General features: G+C 50.4%; 27 protein-coding genes and 1 riboswitch. Of the genes, 13 read left to right on the top strand and 14 right to left on the bottom strand.

Translation table 11 applies throughout. The features are described 5' to 3' along the window. Positions 1–63: 63 nt before the first annotated feature. From ACQ76X_RS11945 to ACQ76X_RS11930, 4 genes are all read left to right on the top strand, one after another. On the top strand, positions 64–831 hold the full coding sequence (locus ACQ76X_RS11945) for an alpha/beta hydrolase (RefSeq protein WP_438494023.1): 768 nt from the start codon (positions 64–66) through the stop codon (positions 829–831). Between the two features lie 143 nt (positions 832–974). Then, positions 975–2,060: an aspartate-semialdehyde dehydrogenase gene (gene asd, locus ACQ76X_RS11940; protein ID WP_438494022.1), complete on the top strand. Its 1,086-nt coding sequence runs from the start codon at positions 975–977 to the stop codon at positions 2,058–2,060. A 147-nt stretch (positions 2,061–2,207) separates the two neighbouring features. Beyond that, positions 2,208–2,387, top strand: coding sequence for a DUF3934 family protein (locus tag ACQ76X_RS11935; RefSeq protein ID WP_076111364.1), 180 nt, complete (start codon positions 2,208–2,210; stop codon positions 2,385–2,387). 96 nt (positions 2,388–2,483) lie between these two features. After that, on the top strand, positions 2,484–3,179 hold the full coding sequence (locus ACQ76X_RS11930; RefSeq protein WP_438494020.1) for a pseudouridine synthase: 696 nt from the start codon (positions 2,484–2,486) through the stop codon (positions 3,177–3,179). A gap of 179 nt (positions 3,180–3,358) precedes the next feature. Here the strand turns inward: ACQ76X_RS11930 and ACQ76X_RS11925 are convergent, their stop codons facing one another. Beyond that, positions 3,359–5,191, bottom strand: a complete 1,833-nt coding sequence (locus tag ACQ76X_RS11925) for an ABC transporter ATP-binding protein (protein ID WP_438494018.1) — start codon at positions 5,189–5,191, stop codon at positions 3,359–3,361. Between the two features lie 33 nt (positions 5,192–5,224). Then, positions 5,225–5,680 carry a MarR family winged helix-turn-helix transcriptional regulator gene (locus ACQ76X_RS11920; RefSeq protein WP_076111367.1) on the bottom strand — a complete coding sequence of 152 codons (456 nt, stop codon included), beginning with the start codon at positions 5,678–5,680 and terminating at the stop codon, positions 5,225–5,227. Positions 5,681–5,807: 127 nt separating this feature from the next. On the opposite strand from ACQ76X_RS11920, the gene ACQ76X_RS11915 reads away from it, so the two are divergent. Next, entirely contained in the window at positions 5,808–6,353 is a 546-nt protein-coding gene (locus tag ACQ76X_RS11915) for a GNAT family N-acetyltransferase (protein WP_438494017.1), read from the top strand. 107 nt (positions 6,354–6,460) lie between these two features. On the opposite strand, the gene thiE is transcribed toward ACQ76X_RS11915, so the two are convergent. The 6 genes from thiE to ACQ76X_RS11885 form a co-directional block, all read right to left on the bottom strand. Next, entirely contained in the window at positions 6,461–7,120 is a 660-nt protein-coding gene (gene thiE / locus ACQ76X_RS11910) for a thiamine phosphate synthase (RefSeq protein ID WP_438494015.1), read from the bottom strand. After that, on the bottom strand, positions 7,117–7,935 hold the full coding sequence (thiD, locus tag ACQ76X_RS11905) for a bifunctional hydroxymethylpyrimidine kinase/phosphomethylpyrimidine kinase (protein WP_438494013.1): 819 nt from the start codon (positions 7,933–7,935) through the stop codon (positions 7,117–7,119). The genes thiE and thiD overlap by 4 nt, the downstream gene beginning before the upstream one ends. Positions 7,936–7,960: 25 nt before the next feature. Then, a complete protein-coding gene (thiM, locus tag ACQ76X_RS11900) occupies positions 7,961–8,758 on the bottom strand; it encodes a hydroxyethylthiazole kinase (RefSeq protein ID WP_438494012.1) in 798 nt (265 codons plus the stop codon). A 627-nt stretch (positions 8,759–9,385) separates the two neighbouring features. Beyond that, positions 9,386–10,444, bottom strand: a complete 1,059-nt coding sequence (locus ACQ76X_RS11895) for an ABC transporter substrate-binding protein (protein ID WP_438494010.1) — start codon at positions 10,442–10,444, stop codon at positions 9,386–9,388. After that, positions 10,441–11,217: an ABC transporter permease gene (locus ACQ76X_RS11890; RefSeq protein ID WP_438494008.1), complete on the bottom strand. Its 777-nt coding sequence runs from the start codon at positions 11,215–11,217 to the stop codon at positions 10,441–10,443. Before ACQ76X_RS11890 ends, ACQ76X_RS11895 begins: the two co-directional genes overlap by 4 nt. After that, positions 11,198–11,962: an ABC transporter ATP-binding protein gene (locus tag ACQ76X_RS11885; protein ID WP_438494006.1), complete on the bottom strand. Its 765-nt coding sequence runs from the start codon at positions 11,960–11,962 to the stop codon at positions 11,198–11,200. Before ACQ76X_RS11885 ends, ACQ76X_RS11890 begins: the two co-directional genes overlap by 20 nt. A gap of 151 nt (positions 11,963–12,113) precedes the next feature. After that, a riboswitch (TPP riboswitch) is annotated at positions 12,114–12,217 on the bottom strand. 276 nt (positions 12,218–12,493) lie between these two features. On the opposite strand from ACQ76X_RS11885, the gene ACQ76X_RS11880 reads away from it, so the two are divergent. Genes ACQ76X_RS11880 through ACQ76X_RS11870 form a run of 3 tightly spaced genes read left to right on the top strand, consistent with a single transcriptional unit; the run spans position 12,494 to position 14,815 of the window. Then, positions 12,494–13,327, top strand: coding sequence for an amino acid ABC transporter substrate-binding protein (locus tag ACQ76X_RS11880; RefSeq protein ID WP_438494004.1), 834 nt, complete (start codon positions 12,494–12,496; stop codon positions 13,325–13,327). A gap of 54 nt (positions 13,328–13,381) precedes the next feature. Next, on the top strand, positions 13,382–14,050 hold the full coding sequence (locus ACQ76X_RS11875) for an amino acid ABC transporter permease (protein ID WP_038590815.1): 669 nt from the start codon (positions 13,382–13,384) through the stop codon (positions 14,048–14,050). Between the two features lie 12 nt (positions 14,051–14,062). Continuing rightward, entirely contained in the window at positions 14,063–14,815 is a 753-nt protein-coding gene (locus tag ACQ76X_RS11870) for an amino acid ABC transporter ATP-binding protein (protein ID WP_438494002.1), read from the top strand. Between the two features lie 126 nt (positions 14,816–14,941). Here ACQ76X_RS11870 and ACQ76X_RS11865 read toward each other — a convergent pair whose 3' ends face one another. The 3 genes from ACQ76X_RS11865 to ACQ76X_RS11855 form a co-directional block, all read right to left on the bottom strand. Beyond that, complete coding sequence (locus ACQ76X_RS11865) at positions 14,942–15,616, bottom strand: S-layer homology domain-containing protein (protein ID WP_438494000.1); 675 nt, start codon at positions 15,614–15,616, stop codon at positions 14,942–14,944. A 114-nt stretch (positions 15,617–15,730) separates the two neighbouring features. Further along, a complete protein-coding gene (locus tag ACQ76X_RS11860) occupies positions 15,731–16,306 on the bottom strand; it encodes a hypothetical protein (protein ID WP_438493998.1) in 576 nt (191 codons plus the stop codon). 79 nt (positions 16,307–16,385) lie between these two features. After that, positions 16,386–16,526, bottom strand: coding sequence for an effector binding domain-containing protein (locus ACQ76X_RS11855; protein ID WP_438493997.1), 141 nt, complete (start codon positions 16,524–16,526; stop codon positions 16,386–16,388). 141 nt (positions 16,527–16,667) lie between these two features. On the opposite strand from ACQ76X_RS11855, the gene ACQ76X_RS11850 reads away from it, so the two are divergent. Further along, complete coding sequence (locus tag ACQ76X_RS11850) at positions 16,668–17,138, top strand: Fur family transcriptional regulator (protein WP_038590839.1); 471 nt, start codon at positions 16,668–16,670, stop codon at positions 17,136–17,138. Between the two features lie 99 nt (positions 17,139–17,237). Here ACQ76X_RS11850 and ACQ76X_RS11845 read toward each other — a convergent pair whose 3' ends face one another. Next, a complete protein-coding gene (locus ACQ76X_RS11845) occupies positions 17,238–17,783 on the bottom strand; it encodes a hypothetical protein (protein WP_038590853.1) in 546 nt (181 codons plus the stop codon). A gap of 98 nt (positions 17,784–17,881) precedes the next feature. On the opposite strand from ACQ76X_RS11845, the gene ACQ76X_RS11840 reads away from it, so the two are divergent. Beyond that, entirely contained in the window at positions 17,882–18,472 is a 591-nt protein-coding gene (locus tag ACQ76X_RS11840) for a TetR/AcrR family transcriptional regulator (RefSeq protein ID WP_438493994.1), read from the top strand. Positions 18,473–18,528: 56 nt separating this feature from the next. On the opposite strand, the gene ACQ76X_RS11835 is transcribed toward ACQ76X_RS11840, so the two are convergent. After that, entirely contained in the window at positions 18,529–19,209 is a 681-nt protein-coding gene (locus ACQ76X_RS11835) for a TIGR00266 family protein (protein ID WP_076112698.1), read from the bottom strand. Between the two features lie 217 nt (positions 19,210–19,426). Between ACQ76X_RS11835 and ACQ76X_RS11830 the strand changes: the two genes are divergently transcribed. Beyond that, entirely contained in the window at positions 19,427–19,639 is a 213-nt protein-coding gene (locus ACQ76X_RS11830) for a hypothetical protein (RefSeq protein ID WP_438493992.1), read from the top strand. Between the two features lies 1 nt (position 19,640). Here the strand turns inward: ACQ76X_RS11830 and ACQ76X_RS11825 are convergent, their stop codons facing one another. Beyond that, the gene (locus tag ACQ76X_RS11825; RefSeq protein ID WP_438493990.1) at positions 19,641–20,459 is read right to left on the bottom strand and encodes a helix-turn-helix domain-containing protein; all 819 of its coding nucleotides are present in this window, start codon (positions 20,457–20,459) and stop codon (positions 19,641–19,643) included. A 308-nt stretch (positions 20,460–20,767) separates the two neighbouring features. Here ACQ76X_RS11825 and ACQ76X_RS11820 point away from each other — a divergent pair, with 308 nt between their 5' ends. Further along, a complete protein-coding gene (locus ACQ76X_RS11820) occupies positions 20,768–21,535 on the top strand; it encodes a sugar phosphate isomerase/epimerase family protein (protein ID WP_438493988.1) in 768 nt (255 codons plus the stop codon). Next, positions 21,528–22,625, top strand: a complete 1,098-nt coding sequence (locus ACQ76X_RS11815; RefSeq protein ID WP_438493986.1) for a Gfo/Idh/MocA family protein — start codon at positions 21,528–21,530, stop codon at positions 22,623–22,625. Before ACQ76X_RS11820 ends, ACQ76X_RS11815 begins: the two co-directional genes overlap by 8 nt. Positions 22,626–22,661: the final 36 nt, after the last annotated feature.

Raw genomic sequence — 22,661 nt, 5'->3', positions numbered from 1 at the left:
ACAGCGGTTTGTGGGGCAATTGTTAGTTGAAACATGAGTTAATATCAGCGTACCCAGAGGGTGATGAAACTGTTCAAATTCCCGATTAAAGAACTGGTGTATACAAGTAGTGCGGAGTATGGAGAGCTGAAAATGTATGTGTTTGAACCTCCGGCATGTGATGAACTGTGTCCAGCCATTTTGTTTTTTCATGGCGCAGGGTTTTCAGCGGGTAAAGCAAGGCTGGAACAGTTTCAGCATCACGCACATTATTTTTCCGCACTGGGTTTTGTTTCGATCTGCGTGGAATATCGTCCAAGGCACGTTGATGGTTTGTTCTCACCTGTTACGAGTATTAAGCATGCCAAAACAGCGGTAAGGCAGGTTAGAGCACAATCTGATCTTCTCGGGATCGATCCATGCCGTATTATCGTTGCAGGCGCTTCTGCCGGAGGTTACCTGGCCCTTTGCACGGCGATGATTGAAACAGTTACTGATCTTCCCGATGATCTGTCCGGTGATCTGTCAGTCAGTAGTGTTCCAGATGTGCTCATTATCTTCAACGGTGGGGTGGACACAGCAGTACTCATTGAAATGTTTCCGGAACTTTCGGTTGACCTCACAGGCGCGTCCCCTAAAGATCATGTGAGAGGGTTTTTGCCTCCAAGTCTTTTCTTTCATGGAACACAGGACGAGAATATTCCTTATGCAACCGTGGAGGAATTCGTAGATGCCATGAGAAAAGCCGGCAATGATTCGCGTCTGGTTCGGTTTGAAGGGCTAGGTCATGGATTTTTTAATTATGGTAATTATGATAATATTCCGTATTGCGGACTCTACAGGAGATCGTGAAATTCCTGAATGAATTGGGCTATATTTATTAAAGGAAATACTTACTTTTCGTTCACATATTGTGTAAGCTGCGTATATCATTTATAATCGGTTATTAAAAAGCACCTATCAATAGGAGCTGCTTGAAAGGAAATGAATTTCTTATGTCAAGTAAGTTAAGAGCAGGTATCGTCGGCGGTACCGGTATGGTGGGTCAACGGTTTATTGCACTCCTTGAGAATCATCCCTGGTTTCAGGTAACAGCTATTGCTGCCAGTGCTAATTCGGCAGGCAAAACGTATGAACAATCAGTCAAAGGCAGATGGAAGCTGTCTACACCTATGCCTGAAGCCGTGAAGAGCATCATGGTACAGGATGCTTCCAAGGTAGAGGAAGTGGCTGCGGATGTGGATTTGATCTTCTGCGCCGTGGATATGAAGAAGGAAGAGATCAAGGCGCTGGAAGAAGCTTATGCGCGTACCGGCACGCCGGTAATCTCCAACAACTCTGCACACCGCTGGACTCCTGATGTTCCAATGGTGATTCCGGAAATCAATCCGGAGCATCTTGAGGTCATTGCACAGCAGCGCAAACGTCTGGGTACGGAAACCGGGTTCATTGCCGTGAAACCGAACTGTTCGATTCAGAGCTACATGCCCATTCTGCATGCACTGAACGAGTTCAAGCCTTCGAAGGTTGTCGTGACAACTTATCAGGCGATTTCCGGAGCCGGCAAAACGTTTGTTGATTGGCCGGAGATGTTGGATAACGTGATTCCGTTCATCGGCGGCGAAGAAGAGAAGAGCGAGCAGGAGCCGCTGCGGATCTGGGGAACGGTTACTGACGGAGGGATTGTCAAGAGCGAACAGCCGGTGATCACTTCACAATGTATCCGTGTGCCTGTCGCTGACGGCCATATGGCTGCAGTATTTGCCTCCTTTGAGCAGAAGCCGTCCAAGGAAGAAATTCTTGAACGCTGGAACAGCTTTAAAGGACGTCCGCAGGAACTGGAACTGCCAAGTGCGCCAAAACAATTCATCACCTACTTCGAAGAAGAAAACCGTCCTCAGACTCAGCTCGACAGAGATATCGAGAACGGCATGGGCATTTCTGCCGGCAGACTCCGCGAGGATTCGCTGTACGACTATAAATTCGTCGGCCTGTCTCACAACACTGTGAGAGGCGCTGCCGGAGGAGCCGTACTGATTGCCGAACTGCTGAAGGCTGAAGGTTATATTCAGCCGAAATAAATCGCCTGAAGTACTGAATTTCATCCGCTGAATAACAACCCGCCGGACTTGTACCGGCGGGTTGTTTGTGTATTTTCCTGACACATTGCCTATAGTAATGGTAAGATAGAGAAATGCAAGGCGAAAACTGAATACTGACGGAGTGATATTGTGGCAAAAAGCAAAGGCGGCGGCACAGGCAGAGGAACAGGCAGCAAGGGCTGGACGCGCTGGAACAAAACGGCAAAGCCGGTGAAACCGAAAGGCGTAGCTCCCGGTAGCCAAGGAAGCAAAGGAAATGCTGCTGCCAAGAGCAGCGGGGGAACTTCATCCGGTCGCAGCAAATAACAGAGCGTAGTGCTCATAGATTATGTGAACTGAAGCATCTGATTTTGTACGCTGAAATCAGATGTTTTTCATTTCCGGGACGGAAGCGGGATCAGCATGAGAATTAATAAGTATATCAGTGAAACGGGTCTTTATTCGCGCAGAGAAACGAACCGGATGATCACCGCCGGGCGGATTTCTATCAATGGAGAGGTTTGTGAACCGGGTGCCAGCGTAGAGCCGGGGGATGTTGTAGCCATTGACGGACAGACCGTAACCCCCAGCAAGGAGGAACCCGTATATCTGGCGCTCAATAAGCCTGTTGGGATCACTTGTACCGCTGCGCGGCAGGTGGAGGGCAATATTATAGATTTTGTCAGTTATCCCTCACGGATCTTTGCTGTTGGCCGTCTGGACAAACATTCTGAAGGTCTGATCCTGATGACCAATGACGGAGAAATCGTGAACACCATGATGCGTTCGGAGAATGGACACGAGAAGGAATACAGGGTAACTGTGGATAAACCGGTGAGCGAAACCTTCCTGCAGGACATGTCCTCCGGTGTCGCGATTCTGGGAACGGTGACCAAACCCTGTGTGACCTATGCGGTTAGTGAATATGAGTTCGGAATCATTTTGACCCAAGGGCTGAACCTGCAAATTCGCCGCATGTGCAAAGAGCTGGGCTACAGAGTGCTTAGACTGGAGCGGATACGGATTATGAATATTAGTCTGAACGGACTGGAACGGGGACATTGGAGATATTTGGGCGAGGAGGAGCGGGAGGAGCTTTTTTCCCGGTTGAATGGATAAGCAACAGCTGAATGCAGGCAAAAAAATTCGCATCAGAACGCTACTCTCAGCGGACTGTGCGGATTTTTGAAAATATAAGCATTTATACGCTTCACGCTATAAATTATCCTTCAATTTCTCGCTGAAACGGATACCGTCCTTTTGAGGACGGTATCCGTTTCCACTTGTATCAGGGATCCTCACGACAGTATCTTCGGTTCAAATTGCTTGTTATACAAATCCCTGTAGACCCCGTCATTTTTCAGCAGCGAGTTATGTGTGCCTTCTTCGACGATCGCACCGGCCTTAACCACCAGAATCGTATCAGCAGCCATAATCGTGGACAGCCGATGGGCGATGACGAGGCTGGTCTTGTTCAGGAGCAGCACATGCATGGCCTGTTGGATATAGTATTCCGACACCGTATCGAGCGAGGAAGTGGCCTCATCCATGATGATAATCGGCGGATTTTTGAGCAGCACCCGGGCAATGGAGATTCGCTGCTTTTCACCGCCAGACAGTTTGATGCCCCGGTTACCCACAACCGTATCATAACCCTCAGGCAATTCCATAATAAAATCATGAATATAAGCGGATCTGCAGGCACCCATGATCTCTGCTTCGCTGGCCTCTGGATTTGCGTACAGCAAATTTTCCTTGATCGTTCCGTTGAATAGATAGGTATCCTGCGTCACCAGACCAATCTGGGAGCGAAGCGAGTCCAGTGTGAAATCGCGGATATCCTTGCCGCCGATGGTGATCGCACCGGAATCAAGCTCATAGAGGCGCGGGATGAGGTTCGTGATCGTTGTTTTGCCGGCACCGCTGGGCCCGACGAGGGCGGTTAGGGTTCCGGCAGCAGCAGTGAAGGATATATGGCGGAGCGCCGGTTTATCCTGCTGATAAGCGAAGTTTACGTCACGGAATTCGATGTCCTTCCCTGAAGCGTTGATGTGCAGGGCAAGCGGAGAATCAACAATCTGTGGATCCATGTCAAAATAATCAAAGATTCGCTCAAAAAGCGCTGCGGAGCGTTTAATATCGACATACAAATTCGTCATTTGCAAGACCGGCCCGTACAGTCTGCCGAGTAAGGCGACAAAAGTGATGATCGTACCGACTGTTAGCTCACCTTGGATGAACAGATATCCGCCATACAAGTAGATCAACAGCGGTCCAATGCTGGTAAAGGTGGAGAGGACCATCATGAACCAGCGTCCGGCCATTGATTGGCGGATTTGCAGGTGTGTAGCTTCTGCATTAATCGTTTTGAAATTTGTATATTCCGCTTCTTCTTTGGTGAACAGCTTCATTAACAAATAGCCGCTGATACTTAACGTTTCCTCAATAACTTCATTCTGTTCGGAGAATTTCTCTTGTGTTTTTTTAGCCAGCTTCCAGCTCAAATTGCCCATTTTGCGGGTAGGCAGTATGAATAGAGGAATAACAAAAATTCCAAGCAGCGTCAGCTTCCAGTTCATAATAAAGAGCGTCACCGCAGTGGAGACAAGGATAAATAAATTGCTGGCAAAATTAACAATCGTGTTGCTGAACACACCTTGAATTCCCGAGATATCGCTAGTCATCCTGGTGATGACTTCCCCCTGTTTAACACTGGAGTAGAACTGCAGCGGCATCCGCTGGAGATGACTGTACATCTGGTTTTTCATATCATGGACGATATTTTGCGATATAAAAGAATTCAAATAATTTTGCAGCACTCCCAGCAGTCCCGAGACAACGGTTGCGCCTAGTGAAGCCAGGACCAGCAACAGCAGCAGATGCAGATTTTTGTCCGGCAGCGCCTGGTCGATAATATGCTGGATCAGGATGGGCGGCAAAAGCCCCAGAACTGCAGAAACACATAAAACGATCATAACCAGCAGCGTCTGCTTCCAGTAGGGAATAAAATACTTAGAAATCCGCAGCAGAAGCTGCTTGGAAATCTTCGGATGCAACTCATCATCATCAAATTTTAGCTTGCCATGCCCAGGTCCGCCACCAAATCCTGCTGCACCAAAACCTCTTGACATTACACATCACCAGCTTTGTGTGGAATTTTTTTGTTAAGTCTCTTGCTCCTGTGCCTGCGCCAGCTTGTCGAGCAGTTGTCTGTTCATCCGCAGGAGGGTGTCAATCTCTTCCCCGGAAAACTGCTCCAGTGCCGATCCCAGTACTTTATAGGAAAAAGCCTCCTCGTTGTACCGCTTGCACAGCTCTTCTCCGGCAGGAGTAATATACAGTTTGGTTTCTCTGCGGTCCTGTTCCGAAATGACCCGGGTGACCAAATTTTTCTCTGCCAGAGCATCAATGTGAGTACTTACCCGGCTCTTGGCAAAAACCAGCCGTTCGGTAACTTCTTTCTGTGATTGGCCCGGGTTGTCTTGAATGGAGTTCAGGATGCCGATCTGATGCACCGTCAGCCCCAGCTTTGCTGCACTTTGGTGTGCAAGCTTCTTGAGCTGGCGGGACACCGCGAAAAAGGAATGATAAACCTCACTCGTCTGCTGTGGATCAATCATGTGAGCGGACCCCCTTTGCTGAATATAGTTACGTTTGTGAACAGTTTACAAAGTAAACTAATAATACACCTGAAACAGCGGGATGTAAATGCTATAATTTACCTACCACTGTATAAAGGAGTAAAGCATGAACATTGACCAAAAAGGTTTTGAGGTAAAAGGCTTAAGCTACATCATCAGATCCGCCGACCCAGCAGATGCCGCGAAATTATCGCAATTAAGGCTGCAGATTGACGGCGAAACCGAGAACATGGACAGAGTTCAGGGTGAGGGGGTTATCGACACTTCCAGCTTTGAACAATTGATCGCCCGGGATACGGAAGATAACAGAAACTTATTTTTAGTGGCGGAAGCTGAAGGCAAAATTGTGGCATTTTCGAGATGTGAGGGGAATCATCTTACAAGATTCTCACATAAAGTGGAATTCGGAATCTGTGCAGCGCGGGAGTATTGGGGGTTTGGCATCGGGAAACATCTTTTGGAACAGTCGCTTGCTTGGGCGGACGCGAACGGAATCACTAAGATCATATTGTATGTATTGGAAACAAACGAAAAAGCGGTGCAGCTGTATAAAAAGTTCGGATTTGAAATCGAAGGGGTCATCACGAAGGACCGGATTCTTTCTGACGGCAACTACTATAACACGATAGTTATGGGAAGGTTTAAGTTATAAATTTCACCAATAAAAAAACGCAGAACCGTCTGTTACGGTCTCTGCGTTTTTTGTAATGGGCAGCTCTTTAAGTTAGCTTTACTCTATTCGAAAAAAATCGGGTGCAATCATGTATACCGGAGAATCTGCAACAATTTTTTTGCTGCAGCGCTAATGTCATCCGCCCGGGCAATAGCTGAGATGACGGATACTCCATCGGCTCCGGCTCCGATAACCGGCTGGGCATTACCCGGCGTAATTCCGCCAATGCCGACCAGCGGGATGGTAAGACCGCAGCGCCGCAGCTCTTCAATGACCCGGGTGCCTTGCACCGACTCGGCATCGTCTTTGGAGGAAGTCGGGTAGACCGGGCCAACTCCGAGGTAGTCTGCACCATCGGCGATGGCCTGCCGGGCTTCATGCTGTGTATGGGCAGAGACGCCGATGATCTTGTGATCACCGAGCCGCTGACGGATGGAGCGGGCCGGCTCATCCTCTTGTCCCACATGGACACCGTCGGCGTCAAGCGCGATTGCCAGCTCAATATCATCGTTCACGATGAAGGGGATACGATGGTCGCGGCATATCTGCTGAAGTTGTTTGGCCAGATTGAATGCTGCTGTTCCGGTCAGCGCCCCGGGGCCTTTTTCCCGGAACTGGAACAGCGTAATTCCGCCTTCAATGGCCTGTGTCAATGTGCCTGCTGGTGAGATCCGGCAGTTGACACTGCCCATTATAAAGTACAACTTCAGGAGTCTGCGCATGTCTTCGCTGTCGATTCTCTTCATCTCACGTTTCCCCGCATTCTGTTGCCATAGGCAAAATGATTTGTCGGCCCATGCCCTGCACCGATGCCAAGACTGTCTTCGATGGCCGCCTGGATAAAAGCTTTCGCGGTATGGATTGCTTCCTTAACGGTGTTGCCCTGTGCTAATCCGGCCGCCGCTGCCGCAGAGAAGGTGCAGCCCGTTCCATGGGTATGCCGCGTGGAAATGCGCGGGCTTTCCAGATAGATAAACTTGTTCCCTTCATACAACAGATCGAGGACTCCTGTCGTTCCGTCATCATGGCCGCCCTTTAGAACAACAACGCGGGCGCCCATGGAATGGATGAGCACCGCTGCCCGTTCACGGTCTGCCAAGCCGGAAATCTTCATTCCGGTCAAACTTTCCGCTTCCGGTATATTAGGTGTTACCACCAGGGAGAGCGGCAGCAGCTCGGTAATCAGCGCCTGCACGGCTTCCTGCTGCAGCAGCGGTGAGCCGCCTTTGGCAATCATAACCGGGTCAACCACCAGCTTATCCCAGCCATACTGGCGTACCTTCCCGGCAACGATGCGGATGATTTCACCGCTAAAAAGCATGCCGGTCTTGACCGCATCCGGCTGCAGATCGCTTCCGACGGAATCAAGCTGAGCGGTGACAGCTTCTGCTCCGAGCGGGTATACGCCTTGTACTCCGAGAGTATTCTGTGCAGTCACAGCGGTAAGTGCCGACATGCCGTACACACCAAGCTCCTGGAATGTTTTCAGATCGGCCTGGATGCCTGCGCCGCCGCCACTGTCGGAGCCGGCGATTGTCAGCGCTTTGAATACTTTTGTCATGTAGTCCACTCCTTTACCGCAAGCATTATAGTGTGAGCAGCTGTACCCGTGATCTCTCCTTGTAGATGTCCGGAGTGACCAGGGCCAGCTGGTTGAGGAATTCAATTTGGAAGGCGCCGGGGCCTTTAAGAGCTGTCCGTTCGGCTGCGATCTCGGCCGCGACACCATAGAAGGAGAGCGCCTCGGCAGCCGCTTCCAGCCATAACCCGCCGCTGACCGCCAGAAAAGCTCCGACTACGGCGCTGAGCAAGCAGCCTGTACCGGTAACTTTGGTCAGGATGGGATCACCGTTGCTGACGACGTAGGTGCTGATGCCGTCGGTAATTACGTCATCTTTCCCGGTAATGATGACCACACATTCCAGCTTTCGTGCCGCTTTATTCGCCAAAGCGATGACATCGCCATCGCCGGCACCGGCGTCTACGCCCTTGATGGCCCAGCTTTCCCCGGCAACATGGGCCACCTCAGCAACATTGCCGCGCAGGGCGGTAATGTGCAGCTCCTGGACCAGCTTATGCGTGACATCGGTGCGGTAGGCGGTAGCACCGGCTCCAACCGGGTCCAGCACCAGCGGTACCTTATGGCGCCCAGCCGCTTGTCCGGCCAGTACCATTGAGGTGATGGTATGCTCGTTCAGCGTGCCGATGTTAAGCACGACAGCTCCCGACATCGCGGCGATGTCCGCCACCTCCTCATGGGCATCGGCCATGAAGGGCGAAGCGCCCAGAGCCAACAGCCCGTTGGCGGTAAAGTTGGCCACCACAATGTTGGTGATGTTGTGCACAAGCGGATTGGCTTCACGTACTTTAGCTAAATAACTCATTATTAGTCCTCCTCGAAGTTTTGTTTGAATCAGCTTGCTGAAACTGTAAGCAAAACTGCAAATATATCAAATGAACTTGAAATTAGGTATAGTCAGAGCTCCAAAGCTTGGGGTGCTTTACAGCGTATTGCAGCGGATGTCCGTTCTAATCTCTATCATCCCTCTAAGCGGCAGTCCAAGGCACATTCTATTGCACTTTCTACAGCAGACGGCCCCTAAATTAGCCGCAAAACAGCTTCTATTGCACTCTGTACAGCAGAATCTAGCAGAAAGGGGCTTTTGCTCGGAAATGAAGAAATCTACTGCATGAAATACAGCAGAATGCGATTCACCGCACAATAATGAGCAATCTGCTGCAGAAAATACTATCATAAAACAAAAATGCTCTTTAGAAATTAACTAAAACGCTGTGGATTCTAGATTCAGCCTACATACACCTAATAGAACCGCATTCACAGTATCCAGATAACGCTGTTGCGTAAGCTTTTAAACGAAAATACTGCACAAAATCCTGTTCCCGCTAACACTGGATTAGTCCTCATAAAGATGGTCCACGATATAAGTCCCCATACATAAGTCCAGTCCCCATCCATGAATCTCTAAACTTCGGCCCTTAGAACTTAGCTCCTACAGATTAACAAAAGCTTCCTTGCTGACCGTTTCTCCGCTCAACAGTCCGTTCTCGGACAGCCACGTGTGCACGTTCTCCCAAGATTTCTCCTCCTGCTGTCCAAAAGGCAGTTTTCCTGCATCCATCAGCGGCAGAAGGATTTCCAGACTTTTTGTCTCGATTGCTTGGTCGAGCGGGGCGGTAGAGTCTTCGTGTGCAAACAATATTTTAAGTGCCTGCTGAGGCTGCTCCTGTACGAATTGCTGTCCTTTGTGTGCCGCATTCATGAACTTCCGGTAGTCATCCTCCGAATCCAACAATCCCTGTTCACTGGCAACAAGCACAAGCTCATAATAATCCGGCACTCCGTAGTCCGTCGGATCGAATGAAGTGACGGGGTGTCCTTCTTTTTCCAATATCAATGCCTCATGATTAATAAATCCGCCGATAATGCCGTCTACGCGTCCGGTAGAAAGAGCAGGAATAAGATCGAATCCAACATCAATCAGGTTCAGTGAATCTGGATCGCCTCCGTCGTATTTGACCATTGTCCGGAGCATCGCTTCATACAGGGGAATGGAGGAGTATCCGGCATTTTTGCCTGTGAGTTCTTTCGGGCCGGTTATCCCGCTCTCTGCGGGGACCAGAAGATGATTGAGCGGATGCCTTACGAGCGCTGCGACTGATTTTACAGGTATTCCTTCACCCCGAGCCATTAGTACCTGCGGTTGGTAACTGAGAGCCAGATCGACTTTGCCTGCGGCTACAAGCTTCAAAGCATCATTGCTGTCCGCCGGCATTTGAATGTCCACCTCCAGCCCTTCTTCGGCAAAATAGCCATTCTGCTGAGCGGCATACAGGAAGGAATGAACTGCGTTCGGATACCAGTCGAGCATTATAGTCAGCTTGTGCGGTTTGTCGCTGGAAGTCTCTGAAGAAGCGGCGGAGGTATCCGGGTCTTTTGCGCTGGTGCAGCCGCTTAAGAGGGTAAGCAGGCATAACAACAATAAGTATGGAATAAGGCGGTGTGTTTTCTTATGTGTGGAATGATTGCGATACAGCTCAGAATGGGTCATCGGTAAAATCCTCTTTTCTGCAAAATGAGTTTTTCGAGCACAGCGATACTGAGAAACAAGGCTACACCCAAAACGGACAGCAGCAATACGGCGGCGAACATTTCTGCACTTTGCAGATTGCCGGCCATCCGGCGGCTGAAATAACCAAGCCCCCGGCTGCCGCCCAGCCATTCCCCGATCGTAGCTCCGATCACACAGTAAACGATGGACAGCTTAAGTCCGGAGAAAAAGGAGGGCAGTGCCAGCGGAATTTGTGTCTTGCGCAGAATCTGCCAGCGGTTAGCCCCAAGCGTCAGCAGCAGGTCTCTGTACAGGCTGCCGCTTTGCCGCAGACCGTCATAGACGGCTACCACAACCGGAAAAAAGGCAGTCAGAAAGACGACAGCAACCTTGCCCCACAGGGTATAGCCGAACCACATAATAAAAATAGGTGAGAGCGCGATCAGCGGAATGGTCTGGCTGATAATCAGCATGGGATAAAGTGCTTTGGCGAGCGGAGCGAACATATGCATGCCGGTACCCAGCAGTGTTCCGCAAACAACCGAGAGGGCAAACCCGATCAGTGTCTCCTGCAACGTGGCGGGCAAATGCTCTCCGAACAGCAGCCCCCGCTTTTCAATCAGCGCTGTCCAAATTGCACTTGGCCCCGGGAGAATAAATGAAGGGATCATGTTCAGCTGTGCTGTGATCTCCCATGCCGCAATAAGCAGCACCACAAGCAGTAGAAAGGGGCCATAAGTCCGCAGCTGTTTCTTATACCATAGAGCTCTCATGCAATCTACGCTCCAAATCCTCCCGCAGGGCAACAAACTGCGGTTCATAATTCATTTTGTAATGTCTGGGTCTCGGCAAAGTGACGATCAGCTCCTGCAGCCCGCCGCCAGAGCCGCCGGTCATCAAATAAATCCGGTCGCTGAGCAGCAGTGCTTCTTCAAGATCATGGGTGATGAACAGAACGGACTTTTCCAGCCCGCCCCACAGCTCCAGCAGCCAGCGGTGCATCTCCCGTTTGGTGATCGCGTCCAGCGCTCCAAACGGCTCGTCAAGCAGCAGCAGTTCGTTGCCAGCAGCAAGTGTGCGGAGCAGAGCGACCCGCTGGCGCATCCCGCCGGACAGCTCCTGCGGATAAGCTGTTTCCTTGCCGGAGAGGCCAAAGCGGTCCAGCATTCCGCGGATCCGGGCGAGTGCCTCGTGCCTGCTAGAGTCCTGCTTCAGCTCCCAGGGAAGCAGGCAATTGTCCAGCACGGTCCTCCAAGGCAGCAGCAGGTCCTGCTGCGGCATATAAGCGATCTGTCCAAGCCTTGTGCGTGTCGAAGGAGAGCAGCGTCCATGTACGGTTATTTCACCGCCGGACGGCTCGAGCAGGCCGGCAATGATTTTGAACAGTGTGCTTTTCCCGCAGCCGCTGGCTCCAACAACGGAAATGAATTCGCCTTGGCGGACGGTCATTGAAAGACCGGAGAATACCGGATTCCTAGCCGCTGCAAAAGAATAAGTCAGGTTGGTTATAGTGAGCATAGTGGAATGTGGAAACCTCCTGCGGGCGTAGTTTGTTTGACGATACTTGCCGGATCGGCGGCAACAGCAAACACAAGAAAGACCCATTCATTTCCGGAGGAAATAAATGGGTCTGAACGTCACAGTCAGTTAGCTTAGTGCGGCTCCGCTGAACAATTCTGCTCCACTTCCCTCCGCTGGTATGATCCAGATCAGGTTCCAAGGGTCCGGAGCTTAAAGCTCCGTCTCAGTCGGCCGACTCCCCTAGTGAAATAACAGGTCAATATTGAATTTGCAATTGCTAATTAATATACCATATCCCGGCAGTTTGTAAAGAGAAGCAGTCGCTCACTTTCGCTGCAGTCCGGTTATGAACAGCGTGATCATACCGGCGGAAATCGCCTCTTTGCCGGAGCCGTGCCGTTTCGGCTGGTATAAGTAGAGATTCGGACTGAAGATGTAAAAAACTTGATGAGGCAGCGGTACTTTTGGGCAAGATAAGCAAGTGTCCATGCAGTGAAAAATAGAGGGATTTTGAAAGGGGTTCATGTGATGAAGAAGCTTAGTCTGACTATCCTGCTGCTGCTAACTCTGCTGCCGGCAGGGGCATGTGGCAATAATAACAATACAGCGCCTGCGGCTACTGCCGCGCCCACTGAAGGAGCGGCGGCTCCGGCCGGGCAGAACTCACTGGAAGCTGTTAAAGCGAGTGGCAAGCTGCGTATTGGTACGGAAGGGACATATGCTCCGTTTACTTTTCATGATGCAGAGGGCAAGCTTACCGGTTTTGATGTGGAGATTGCGAAGGAGATTACGAAACGGCTGGGGGTGGAACCCGAATTTGTAGAAACCCAATGGGATGGCCTGTTTGCCGGCATGGATGCCAAACGATTTGATACGATATTCAACGAGGTTTCGATCACGGATGAACGCAAGGTGAAATACGATTTCTCTGAGCCGTATATTGTCTCTAAGGGAGTGCTGATCGTGCGCGGGGATAACCAGGATATTACAACCTTCGCGGATCTTAAAGGCAAGAAGGCAGGTCAATCGCTGACCAGCAACCTGTCCGATATCGCCCGGGACAACGGTGCGGAGATCGTCGCTGTGGATGGCTTCAACCAGGCCATAGACCTGCTGACCTCGGGCCGGATTGATGCGACCGTAAATGATGGCTTGTCCTATCTCGACTTAAAGAAGCAAAAACCAGATGCAAAGATCAAACAGGTGGATGAAACGGCTGAGGGATCGCAGAGTGCGGCAGTTTTCCTCAAAGGAAACGAAGAGCTGGTTAATGTCGTCAGCGATGCGCTGGCTGAAATGAAGAGCGATGGAACCTATCTGAAAATATCCGAGAAGTACTTTGGGGCGGATGTGTCCAAATAACAAATGGAGCTGGCGCGAAGATGCAGCCGAGTGTCCAAAAAGGATGTCTGAACGATGGATGACCGGAAAATTGGGATTTTCATGGATTCACTGCTGCCCCTGTTTAAAGCGGGGGTGGCTTATACCCTTCCGCTGGCGCTTGTTTCCTTCGCGCTTGGATTGCTGCTGGCTGTTCTTACCGCGCTGTTCCGTCTCTCCTCATGGAGAATCCCGAAGCTGATCGCCCGGTTCTACGTCTGGGTAATCCGCGGGACACCGCTGCTGGTACAGCTCTTTATTATCTTTTATGGACTTCCGGCGGCAGGGATTGTGCTGGATCCTTTTATTGCCGCTGTAATCGGTTTTACACTCAGTGTTGGAGCCTATTCTTCGGAAATTGTCCGGGCAGCCATCCTGTCCATACATAAAGGCCAATGGGAAGCTGCCTTTTCCGTCGGAATGAGCCGGGGGCAGGCACTGCGGCGGATTATTCTGCCTCAAGCGGCGCGTGTATCGGTTCCGCCCTTGTCGAACTCTTTTATCAGTCTCGTAAAGGATACCTCCTTAGCGGCAAGCATTACGTACGTAGAGATGTTCAAAACAGCGCAGCAGATCACGGCGACCACCTACGAACCGCTGCTGCTCTATAGTGAGGCTGCATTATTCTACCTGCTGTTCTGCTCCGTACTGTCCGCGCTGCAAAATGTCCTGGAACAGCGGTTTGACCGTTATTCGGCGAGATAAGGAGGAAATCACTTGATTGAAATTCGCGGCCTGTATAAATCCTTCGGTTCGTTACAGGTGTTAAAAGGTATCGCCCTCAGCATGGAGCATGGCAAGGTTCTGGTGATTATCGGGCCCTCCGGCTCCGGCAAAACAACGCTGCTTCGCTGTTTTAATCTGCTGGAAATACCGGATCAGGGCAGCCTGTCGCTGGGGGAATTAAGCCTTGAATTTACGCAAAACAGGAAAATTCCGCATAAGACACTGATGGCCCTGCGCCAAAAAACGGGGATGGTCTTTCAGTCCTATAACCTGTTTCCGCATATGACTGCGCTTGGCAATGTAATGGAGGGGCAGGTTACTGTACAGAAACGCAGCAAGGAGGAAGCCAGGAAGCGGGGGATAGAGCTGCTGGCCAAGGTAGGCCTCAGTGATAAAGCGGAGTCTTACCCCCATCAGCTGTCCGGCGGACAGCAGCAGCGTGTGGCCATTGCCCGGGCGATGGCGGTCGATCCCGAAGTGCTGCTGTTCGATGAGCCGACTTCGGCGCTCGATCCTGAGCTGGTGGGCGAGGTGCTGAAGGTCATCAAGCAGCTTGCGGCTGAAGGCATGACAATGGTGATCGTCACCCATGAGATGAAGTTTGCTGCCGATGTAGCCGATCGGATCATCCTGATGGACAACGGTGTGATCCTGGAACAAGGAACTCCGCAGCAGGTGCTGGAGCAGACGGAGAATCCGCGGGCCCTGCAGTTTCTGAACCGGCTGAGCGGCGATGATTTATGAGTCGCAGTGCATCCAAGCTGCGTGGAACAAGTAAAGGCAGTCCAGGGAGAGACCTGGACTGCCTTTGCTTGTATTTAGTTCATCTCATGATGCGCGGGGGAGCGCCTGAGATGCAGTCAATAGTAGTTAGTTCTGCGTGGATGCATCATTGACTGAATTCAGATATTCCAGTGCATTGTACAGCATAACAGCCGCTTCGGCGCGGGTGAGCTCGCTTTTCGGATTAAACTTGCCATTTGCATCAAGCGTGTTGATCTTGTATTTCAGCGAACGCTGTATGCTGCCTTGGTAGGAAGGCTCCAGTGCAGCTTCGTCAGCGATATCTACAGGAACAATATTGATCAGTGGCAGATTGCCAACCTTCTCCACGCCCTGAACGAGCAGGTTGGTGAACATCTCCTTAGTAATTAGCTTGGAAGGATCGATATCTGCAGGAATATCAACGTCGTTGTAATGGGCGTTGACGAAAGCTTCCGCATACCAGGCTTTGTCTTTTACCTTGGAGAATATAGCGCTGGCCAGAGGTGCCTTGTTGAAATCAATGGCAGCCAGACTGAGTTGAAGTCCACCAGTGATAAACTGCACGCCTTGTGCTGTGGTCACTTTAGCACCGGGCAGAAACTGGGTATCGGAGATGCCTTTTATGAGACCTTGTTCCTTCAGGGAGTTGATCTTGGACTTTCCGGATACGTTGTCAATATCTTTAAAGCTGCTGCCAGCAGCAAACATCTGTCCTCCCAGCGAGAAGGAGAGAAGTGATACGGTTGTTATCACTGCAAAAGCACTTTTTTTCAGTTTCATGGAGATTCCACCTCTATAGTAGGGTAGGCCGCTTGGCCATTATCAACTCCTTTGACGTTATTGTTGGGGAGAAAGTTGCAGACAATTTAATTATAAATGGCTGTGTCTGCGTTTTTACATCACTTCCTGAAACATCAGGTTGCGGTAAGGATACTTGCTGAGGCTGCTTTTGAACAATAGAGCGGCACCATACTCCTCTATCGTGACGGATTTCAGTGAACTTGCCTTAACGAATCTGCGAACCAGCTTGTTAACGGCGGTCCTGTCGTTGCGCCGGATTGCGGCGGCAAAGCTTTCGGCATAACTGCGGTTTCTGGCCAGCTTCCGGTAAAAAGGGAGTATAGCTGCGGCAATCCTGCGGTGCATCCCTGCATTAAAAGTAAATTGTACGGTACCCGGCGGGATCGTCGTCCCGTTTGTATAGAAGGATACCGGCAGCGGAAAGGGGAAGGAGATAAAGTAGCCGATGCCGTTTGTGCCGTAATTCTCTACAGAAGCCAGAGTAGGAATCTTTGCGAGCAGTTTGCCCATAAGACTAAGGTCTGCGTTAACGATGGCGCTTGACCATTGCGCGGCAAAGCTGCCGCTTCCGGCTATCTTCCGGTAGAACGGCAGCATGGCCGCAGCAACTTTGCGCAGAATGGAGCCAGTCACAAGGGGTCTTGCTGTAGGTGCGATTGCATTTGCCATCCGGACCCTCCTCATATCAATAAAATAATCCCTCAATATAAGGTATGGAAGCCGGGCCTATTTCGGATTGGGCAGACGTTTAGTCTACAGGAATATAAATAGTTATTCGCATATTATCGGGATACGATGAGTTCAACACATCCGTAATTTCAAAGTCCGGCCCCTCCCGCCGTTCATAATTGGTTTTATGCGTAATCTGCTGAAATGTTTTTTGATTCATTGTGCGGAAATTCGGCGGGTGATGTTATAATCATGTCATAGACTTTTCATTTATGGTCAATTTTGTTATGCTTATATCGTAACGATTACTAATTATAAGTACAAGATATAAGGAAATTCTTGCGGAAAGGCGGGAGAAGCCATGAACCCAATTGCGAATATCAGCCAACAGTTTGCTGCGCAAAACTATAAATTGACGCCCCAGCGTGAGGCTATCGTGAAGGTGCTGCTTGATAATGAGGAAGAGCATTTAAGTGTGGAAGAGGTATACATGCGTGTGAAAACCAGTTATCCTCATTTGGGGCTGGCAACGGTATACCGGACTTTGGAACTGCTATGTGAGCTGCATATTGTAGAAAAGATGAATTTCGGCGATGGCGTGGCCCGTTATGATCTGCGGGATGATCATGCCCACATGCATCATCATCTGATCTGCAACGTGTGCGGAAGGCTGGAAGAAATCAAGGAAGACTGGCTGCTGGAGCTGGAAAGACGGCTGGAAGTGGAGTACGGATTTAAAGTCACCGATCACAGGCTCGATTTCAAAGGCACTTACAAGACATGTAAGCAGAACGGCTGTAAGGCGGACAAGCAAAAACAGGCGGTTTCTTAAGGCTCCTGGAGATTTAATATTGGGCATAAAAAAGACGCAGAGCTCTGGTAGCCTGCGTCTTTAGGTGTATCATACGTTGGAAAGAAAGGCATATAATGTTTATTTCTCTACAGTGCCTTTGGCCTGCTTGGGCCAGAAAGTGTAGCTAAAACTTATAAGTGCATCAATCCCTACAATAATTGCCCAGACTTTTAACGTTTCGAACAGATTCTCTGTTCGAGAAGAATCACCAGTCACAACAATCATACCGTACATCACAAGTGCGCCAATGGCAAAAGCGAGCAGATGAAGCAACCAGCCGATTCTTTCATTGCGTGCATGTGCTGTGCCGTGTTTTGGCTTGGGAGCAGGTTTTGGACCTCCGGCAAAACGGTAAGCAAACCGTTCATCCGCCCATTTGATCATCCGGTGGCCCCATGCGATGGATACGCCGATATAGATGGCGGAAAGGCTATGCATGAATGTGGCTTCCGCGCCATTTCTCAGGTCAATTACCGCAACGGCGATAAGCACCAGATCAATCAATGGAGTGCAGAATAGCAATATGGCTCCTATCTGCTTCTTGCGGAGGATATAACGGAAGGTCAGCCCCGCCAGGACAAACACCCAAAAGGCGATCTCACAGCCAATAATAAATAACGCCATCTTCGTATTTTCCTCCTAAATAGTACAAGTGTATTAAATCAATTGCTGTAAGTTTAGCATGGATGACCTTATAAATTCAACTGTGATATAATTGCCTTATGCCAAAAATAGTGAATCATGAGGAACGGCGCCAACAGTTAGCCGAGGCCGCCTGGCGAATTATCCGCCGGGAAGGGATGGAAGCAGTCTCCGTCAGGAGTGTAGCGAGTGAGGCCGACATGTCTCTGGGATCGCTGCGCCATTATTTTGCCACCCAATCAGAATTGCTTGCTTTCTCCATGAAGATGGTGTCGGATCGGGTCAACGCGCGCATGGAAGCTATGGAATTTACGGATCATCCACTGCAGGACATCGAGCGGTTTATCCGTGAGCTGATGCCGCTGGATGAAGAACGGAGTGTGGAGGCCGAAGTCTGGCTGGCATTTTCCGTAAAGGCTGTTACAGACCCTGAGTTGCAGGTGCTGAAACAGGAGGTACATAACGCTATGTATGATGGCTTTAGCCAAGCCATTGAATATCTCGCGGCCCGGGGATTGCTTAAGGAGGGATTGGACCTGAGGGCCGAAGCCATGGCGCTGCATGCCTTGGTGGACGGGCTGGTGCTGCATCATATCAGCCAGCCGGAGCAAGTAACCCAGAGAGACCTCAGCACGCTTGTAACCTACCATTTGCGGGGGCTGCTTCAATAACACAAACAAGCTGCCTTGGAATTATGGCAGCTTGTTTGTGTTATTATTTCTCAGGCTTAAGGCCGGTTTGGCACGAACGATTTGATCCATGTTCCGAAGCTTCCCGGATTGCGGGTCTGCACCAGCACCACGCCCTCACCGCGGAATCTGCAGACGAGAGCTTCACCGCTGGTCAAGCTGTTCAGCCAGCCGGAGGCGGCTTTTTCCACCTTGTAGTCCATATAATCCGGCCAAGCCACCAGGTGCCCGTTGTCGATAATTACTTCCTCTCCAGGTGCGAGGTTAATCGCATGAATCGCCCCGAAGGAGGAGAGGAACACCGTTCCGCTGCCGCTGATTTCTATGATGAAGAATCCTTCGCCGGAGAACAGGCCGCGGGTCAGGTTCTGCATTTTGGTGTTGACCTGAATACCATGGGTTCCCGCGAGAAAGCCGTCCTTCTGAACATACAGCTTGTACGACCCGTCAAGCTCAATCGCCTGGATATCGCCGATTGCCCCGGGGGAGAGCAGCACTTCGCTTTGACCCCGTGTGGCTGTAAGCTCCTGGAAGAAGAATTTCTCCCCGCTCAGCATCCGGCCAAGTCCGCGCATCAAACCGCCGTCTACCGTACCTCTGATCTCAACATTCGGCGACATGGCGACCATCGCGCCCATTTCCGCCTTGACACTTTCACCCGGGTTCAAATGCACCTTGAGCATGGCAAAAGCGCCATCATACAAAACATCGTATTTCATTGATTTCTCCTCCGATTCTGCCTAGCTTTTATAACGGAATTCCTGTAAAACAAGGATACTGTATTATACCATTTTCTGGTCTGCTAGCTTCTAGATTTAAGCGGGTACCAGATTTTTATAATTAACTGTACCGGGTAATCAGGTTGTGAATATGTTAAAATTAAAGTATCGGCAGACAGCTTGCCGGTCATAACGATACAAAAGGAGTGTTGCTGCAATGGCACGCACGAAAACACAAAAAGCTCTGCTCAAAGCAGAACGCGCCGGAACATGGTGCGCCGCAAGAAACCGGAGATCAAATGATGACTACAGCGCAATCTCCCAGCATGTACGTCTTACACCCAGCAAACAACAGCAATTGAATAAGATTAAACACAAGGAGCAGATCTTTCGGGATGGTGCTCCTTTGCATTTATACGAGGCCTCATAATTTAAGTCTGTGCCCTGCTGTGTATGCGGTACTGTTTTGGCGACATGCCAAACCGGCTGCGGAACACGCGGTGAAAGTAAGTATAGTTGGCAAAACCGCAGGTTTCAGAGACATGCTCCAGCGGCATCGGACTGAAGGTGATCCGTTCCCGCGCCATCTCCAGCCGGACGTCATTTACATATTTCACTATGCTGGTGCCAAAAGCTTCTTTAAAGAGATGCACCGCGCGGGAGACAGAAATGTCGACGTGGCTGGCCACATCCTCGAGCCGAAAAGAAATAGCGGCATGTTCCTCCACATATTGCTTCATCCGGTAGGCAAGATAACCTTTAGGTGAGATCACCGGCTGTTCGGTCATCAGTCTATCAATCTCCATACATAAAATCTGCAGATAACACGCTGAAATCTCTGGTGAGGAGTCGGAGAGCCTGCGCTGCTCCAGCACAAGCTGGCGGAATAAGCCGAGAAAATAATCGCTGCGCGGCAAGCGGAGAAGGGCAGGACGCCGTTTGCGTGTCCACCATTCCTCGATCCAGGGGCCGCCGCAGAAAATATGGTAATCCCCGCTTTCAATCCGCGGTTTGCCAACAGGGTAGTTCTCTTTGTCGATGCTTAAATAGTAAGGATCATCCGGGGCGAAGAGCATGAGGTCGCCGGTCTCCACTGTGGAGATGACACCGTCAATCCGGGTCCGGCTGCGCCCCTCCGTCTGCAATCGCAGGAGATAATTCTGGAGGCCTTCATTGAGTGACGAATGGAAAGGCTTGCGGTGAAAAGAGAATCCCGCGGAAAATACGTGGCAGGCAGCAGCAGATGTCATGAGTCCTCCTGGGTTGTTGAAATGATAAGCAGATTGTTCATGTTTTAATCATATTATTCATTTTATTATATACGCTTTCATATTACCATGTAGCTAAGCAAAAACATATAAATGATGCGAAGGAGGCTGTATGGCGGCTCTGGAAGCTACATATGCAGGCGTGGGGTTCAGAAGGCGCAGGAAATAGATATAAAGGACATTTTTGTATAACAGCCCTTTTGTTCAGGTGATTTCCATAGTGTGGCCGAAGCGGCACGCCGTTTTGAATAACGTAAGTTAACTCTACATCGACTAGGAGTGAGGAAAGAATGCTGAAGATTGGATTACAGTTGTATACGCTGAGAGCAGAGCTGGAGCAGGATTTCGAAGGAACGCTGCGTAAGGTGGCTGAGCTGGGATATGCGGGAGTGGAATTTTACGACTTTTTCGGCCGGACAGCAGAGGAAGTAAAGGGATTGCTTCAGGAAACAGGATTGGTTGCTCTCGGAGCACATCGTCCATATGATGCCATGCTGAACGATACGGAGCAGGAAATCAGCTTTAATCTTGAGATCGGCAACCGGAACCTGATTGTGCCTTATTTGACTGAGGAACAGCGTAACTGGGAAGAGGTTGTTGCTAATTTCCGCATTATCGGAGAGAAGTGCAAAGCAAAAGGAGCGGTTTTTGCTTATCATAATCATGATTTTGAATTCACAGAGCATTTTGGAGAGCGCACCGCATTTGACGGTATCTTCGAAGAGGTACCTGCTGAGCTGCTTCAGGTGGAAATGGATACGTGCTGGGTGTACTACGGCGGTTATGACCCTGTAGAGTATGTCCACAAATATGCCGGCCGTTTGCCGCTTATCCACTTAAAGGATATGAAGAAGCTCGAAGATGGCTCGGCAGAGACTGTTGTATTGGGTGAAGGTGAAGTGAATCTTACCGCGATTCTGGAGGCTGCTGATGCGGCTGGAGTGGAATGGGCGGTAGTGGAACAGGATTATTGCAGCCGTCCGGCGCTGGAAAGTGTTGCGGATAGTATGAAATGGGTTAGGGCCTATGCCAATCAAGGGGGAAAAGTTCATGTCTAACAAACTTAAAATTGCTATTATCGGTTGCGGTGGTATCGCAAACGGCAAACATATGCCAAGCCTATCCCGTCAAGAGAATGCTGAAATGGTAGCATTCTGCGATATCGTGGAAGAACGTGCCCAGGAGGCTGCCAAAATCTATGGTGCCAAAGGTGCAGTTGTCTATACGGATTTCCGAGAGTTGCTCGCAGCGGGCGGATTTGATATCGTGCATGTATGTACACCTAATGACAGCCACTCCGAAATTACGGTTGCGGCGCTTGAAGCCGGTAACCATGTCATGTGCGAAAAGCCGATGGCCAAGACAACGGCGCAGGCGCAGGACATGCTGGATGCTGCCCGCCGCACCGGCAAGAAGCTGTCAATCGCGTATCAGAACCGCTTCCGTGCAGATAGTGAATACCTGAAGGGAATGTGCGAAAGCGGGGAGCTGGGCGATATTTATTATGGCCGTGCCATTGCGCTGCGCCGCCGCGCCGTTCCGACCTGGGGGGTATTTCTGGATGAAGAGAAGCAGGGCGGAGGCCCGCTGATCGATATCGGAACGCATGCTCTGGATCTGACTCTCTGGCTGATGGACAATTATAAACCTCGTGTAGTGGTCGGTTCTACCTTCCACAAGCTGGGTCAGCGTAAAAATGCCGCAAATGCGTTCGGTCCATGGGATCCTGAACAATTTAAGGTTGAAGACTCCGCCTTCGGCTTTATTACAATGGAGAACGGGGCAACCATCGTGCTGGAATCAAGCTGGGCACTGAATGTCGCTGAATTCGGTGAAGCGAAGACGCTGCTTGCAGGCACCGAAGGCGGTGCGGATATGAAAGACGGCCTGCGCATTAACGGAGAGCGCGCCGGACGCCTCTATGAAACGAAGGTGGACCTGTCTTCCGGCGGCGTTGCTTTCTACAGCGGGTCCGCAGAGACCGAGGCTGACCGCGAAGCCCGCCTGTGGCTTGAGGCGGTTATTAAAGACAAAGACCCGGTCGTCAAGCCTGAACAAGCGTTTGTCGTGACGCAGATTCTGGAAGCTGTTTATGAATCCGCACGCACTGGCCGTGCAGTCTATTTTGACGGAAGTTCTGACAACTAAGAGGATTTAGCACGGATACAATAAGAAAAGCAGGAG

This window comes from Paenibacillus sp. IHBB 3054, assembly GCF_051594305.1.
Classification (GTDB): domain Bacteria; phylum Bacillota; class Bacilli; order Paenibacillales; family Paenibacillaceae; genus Paenibacillus_AQ.
The sequence above is the reverse complement of the archived record's forward strand: the minus strand, read 5'-3'. Positions and strand labels throughout refer to the sequence as shown.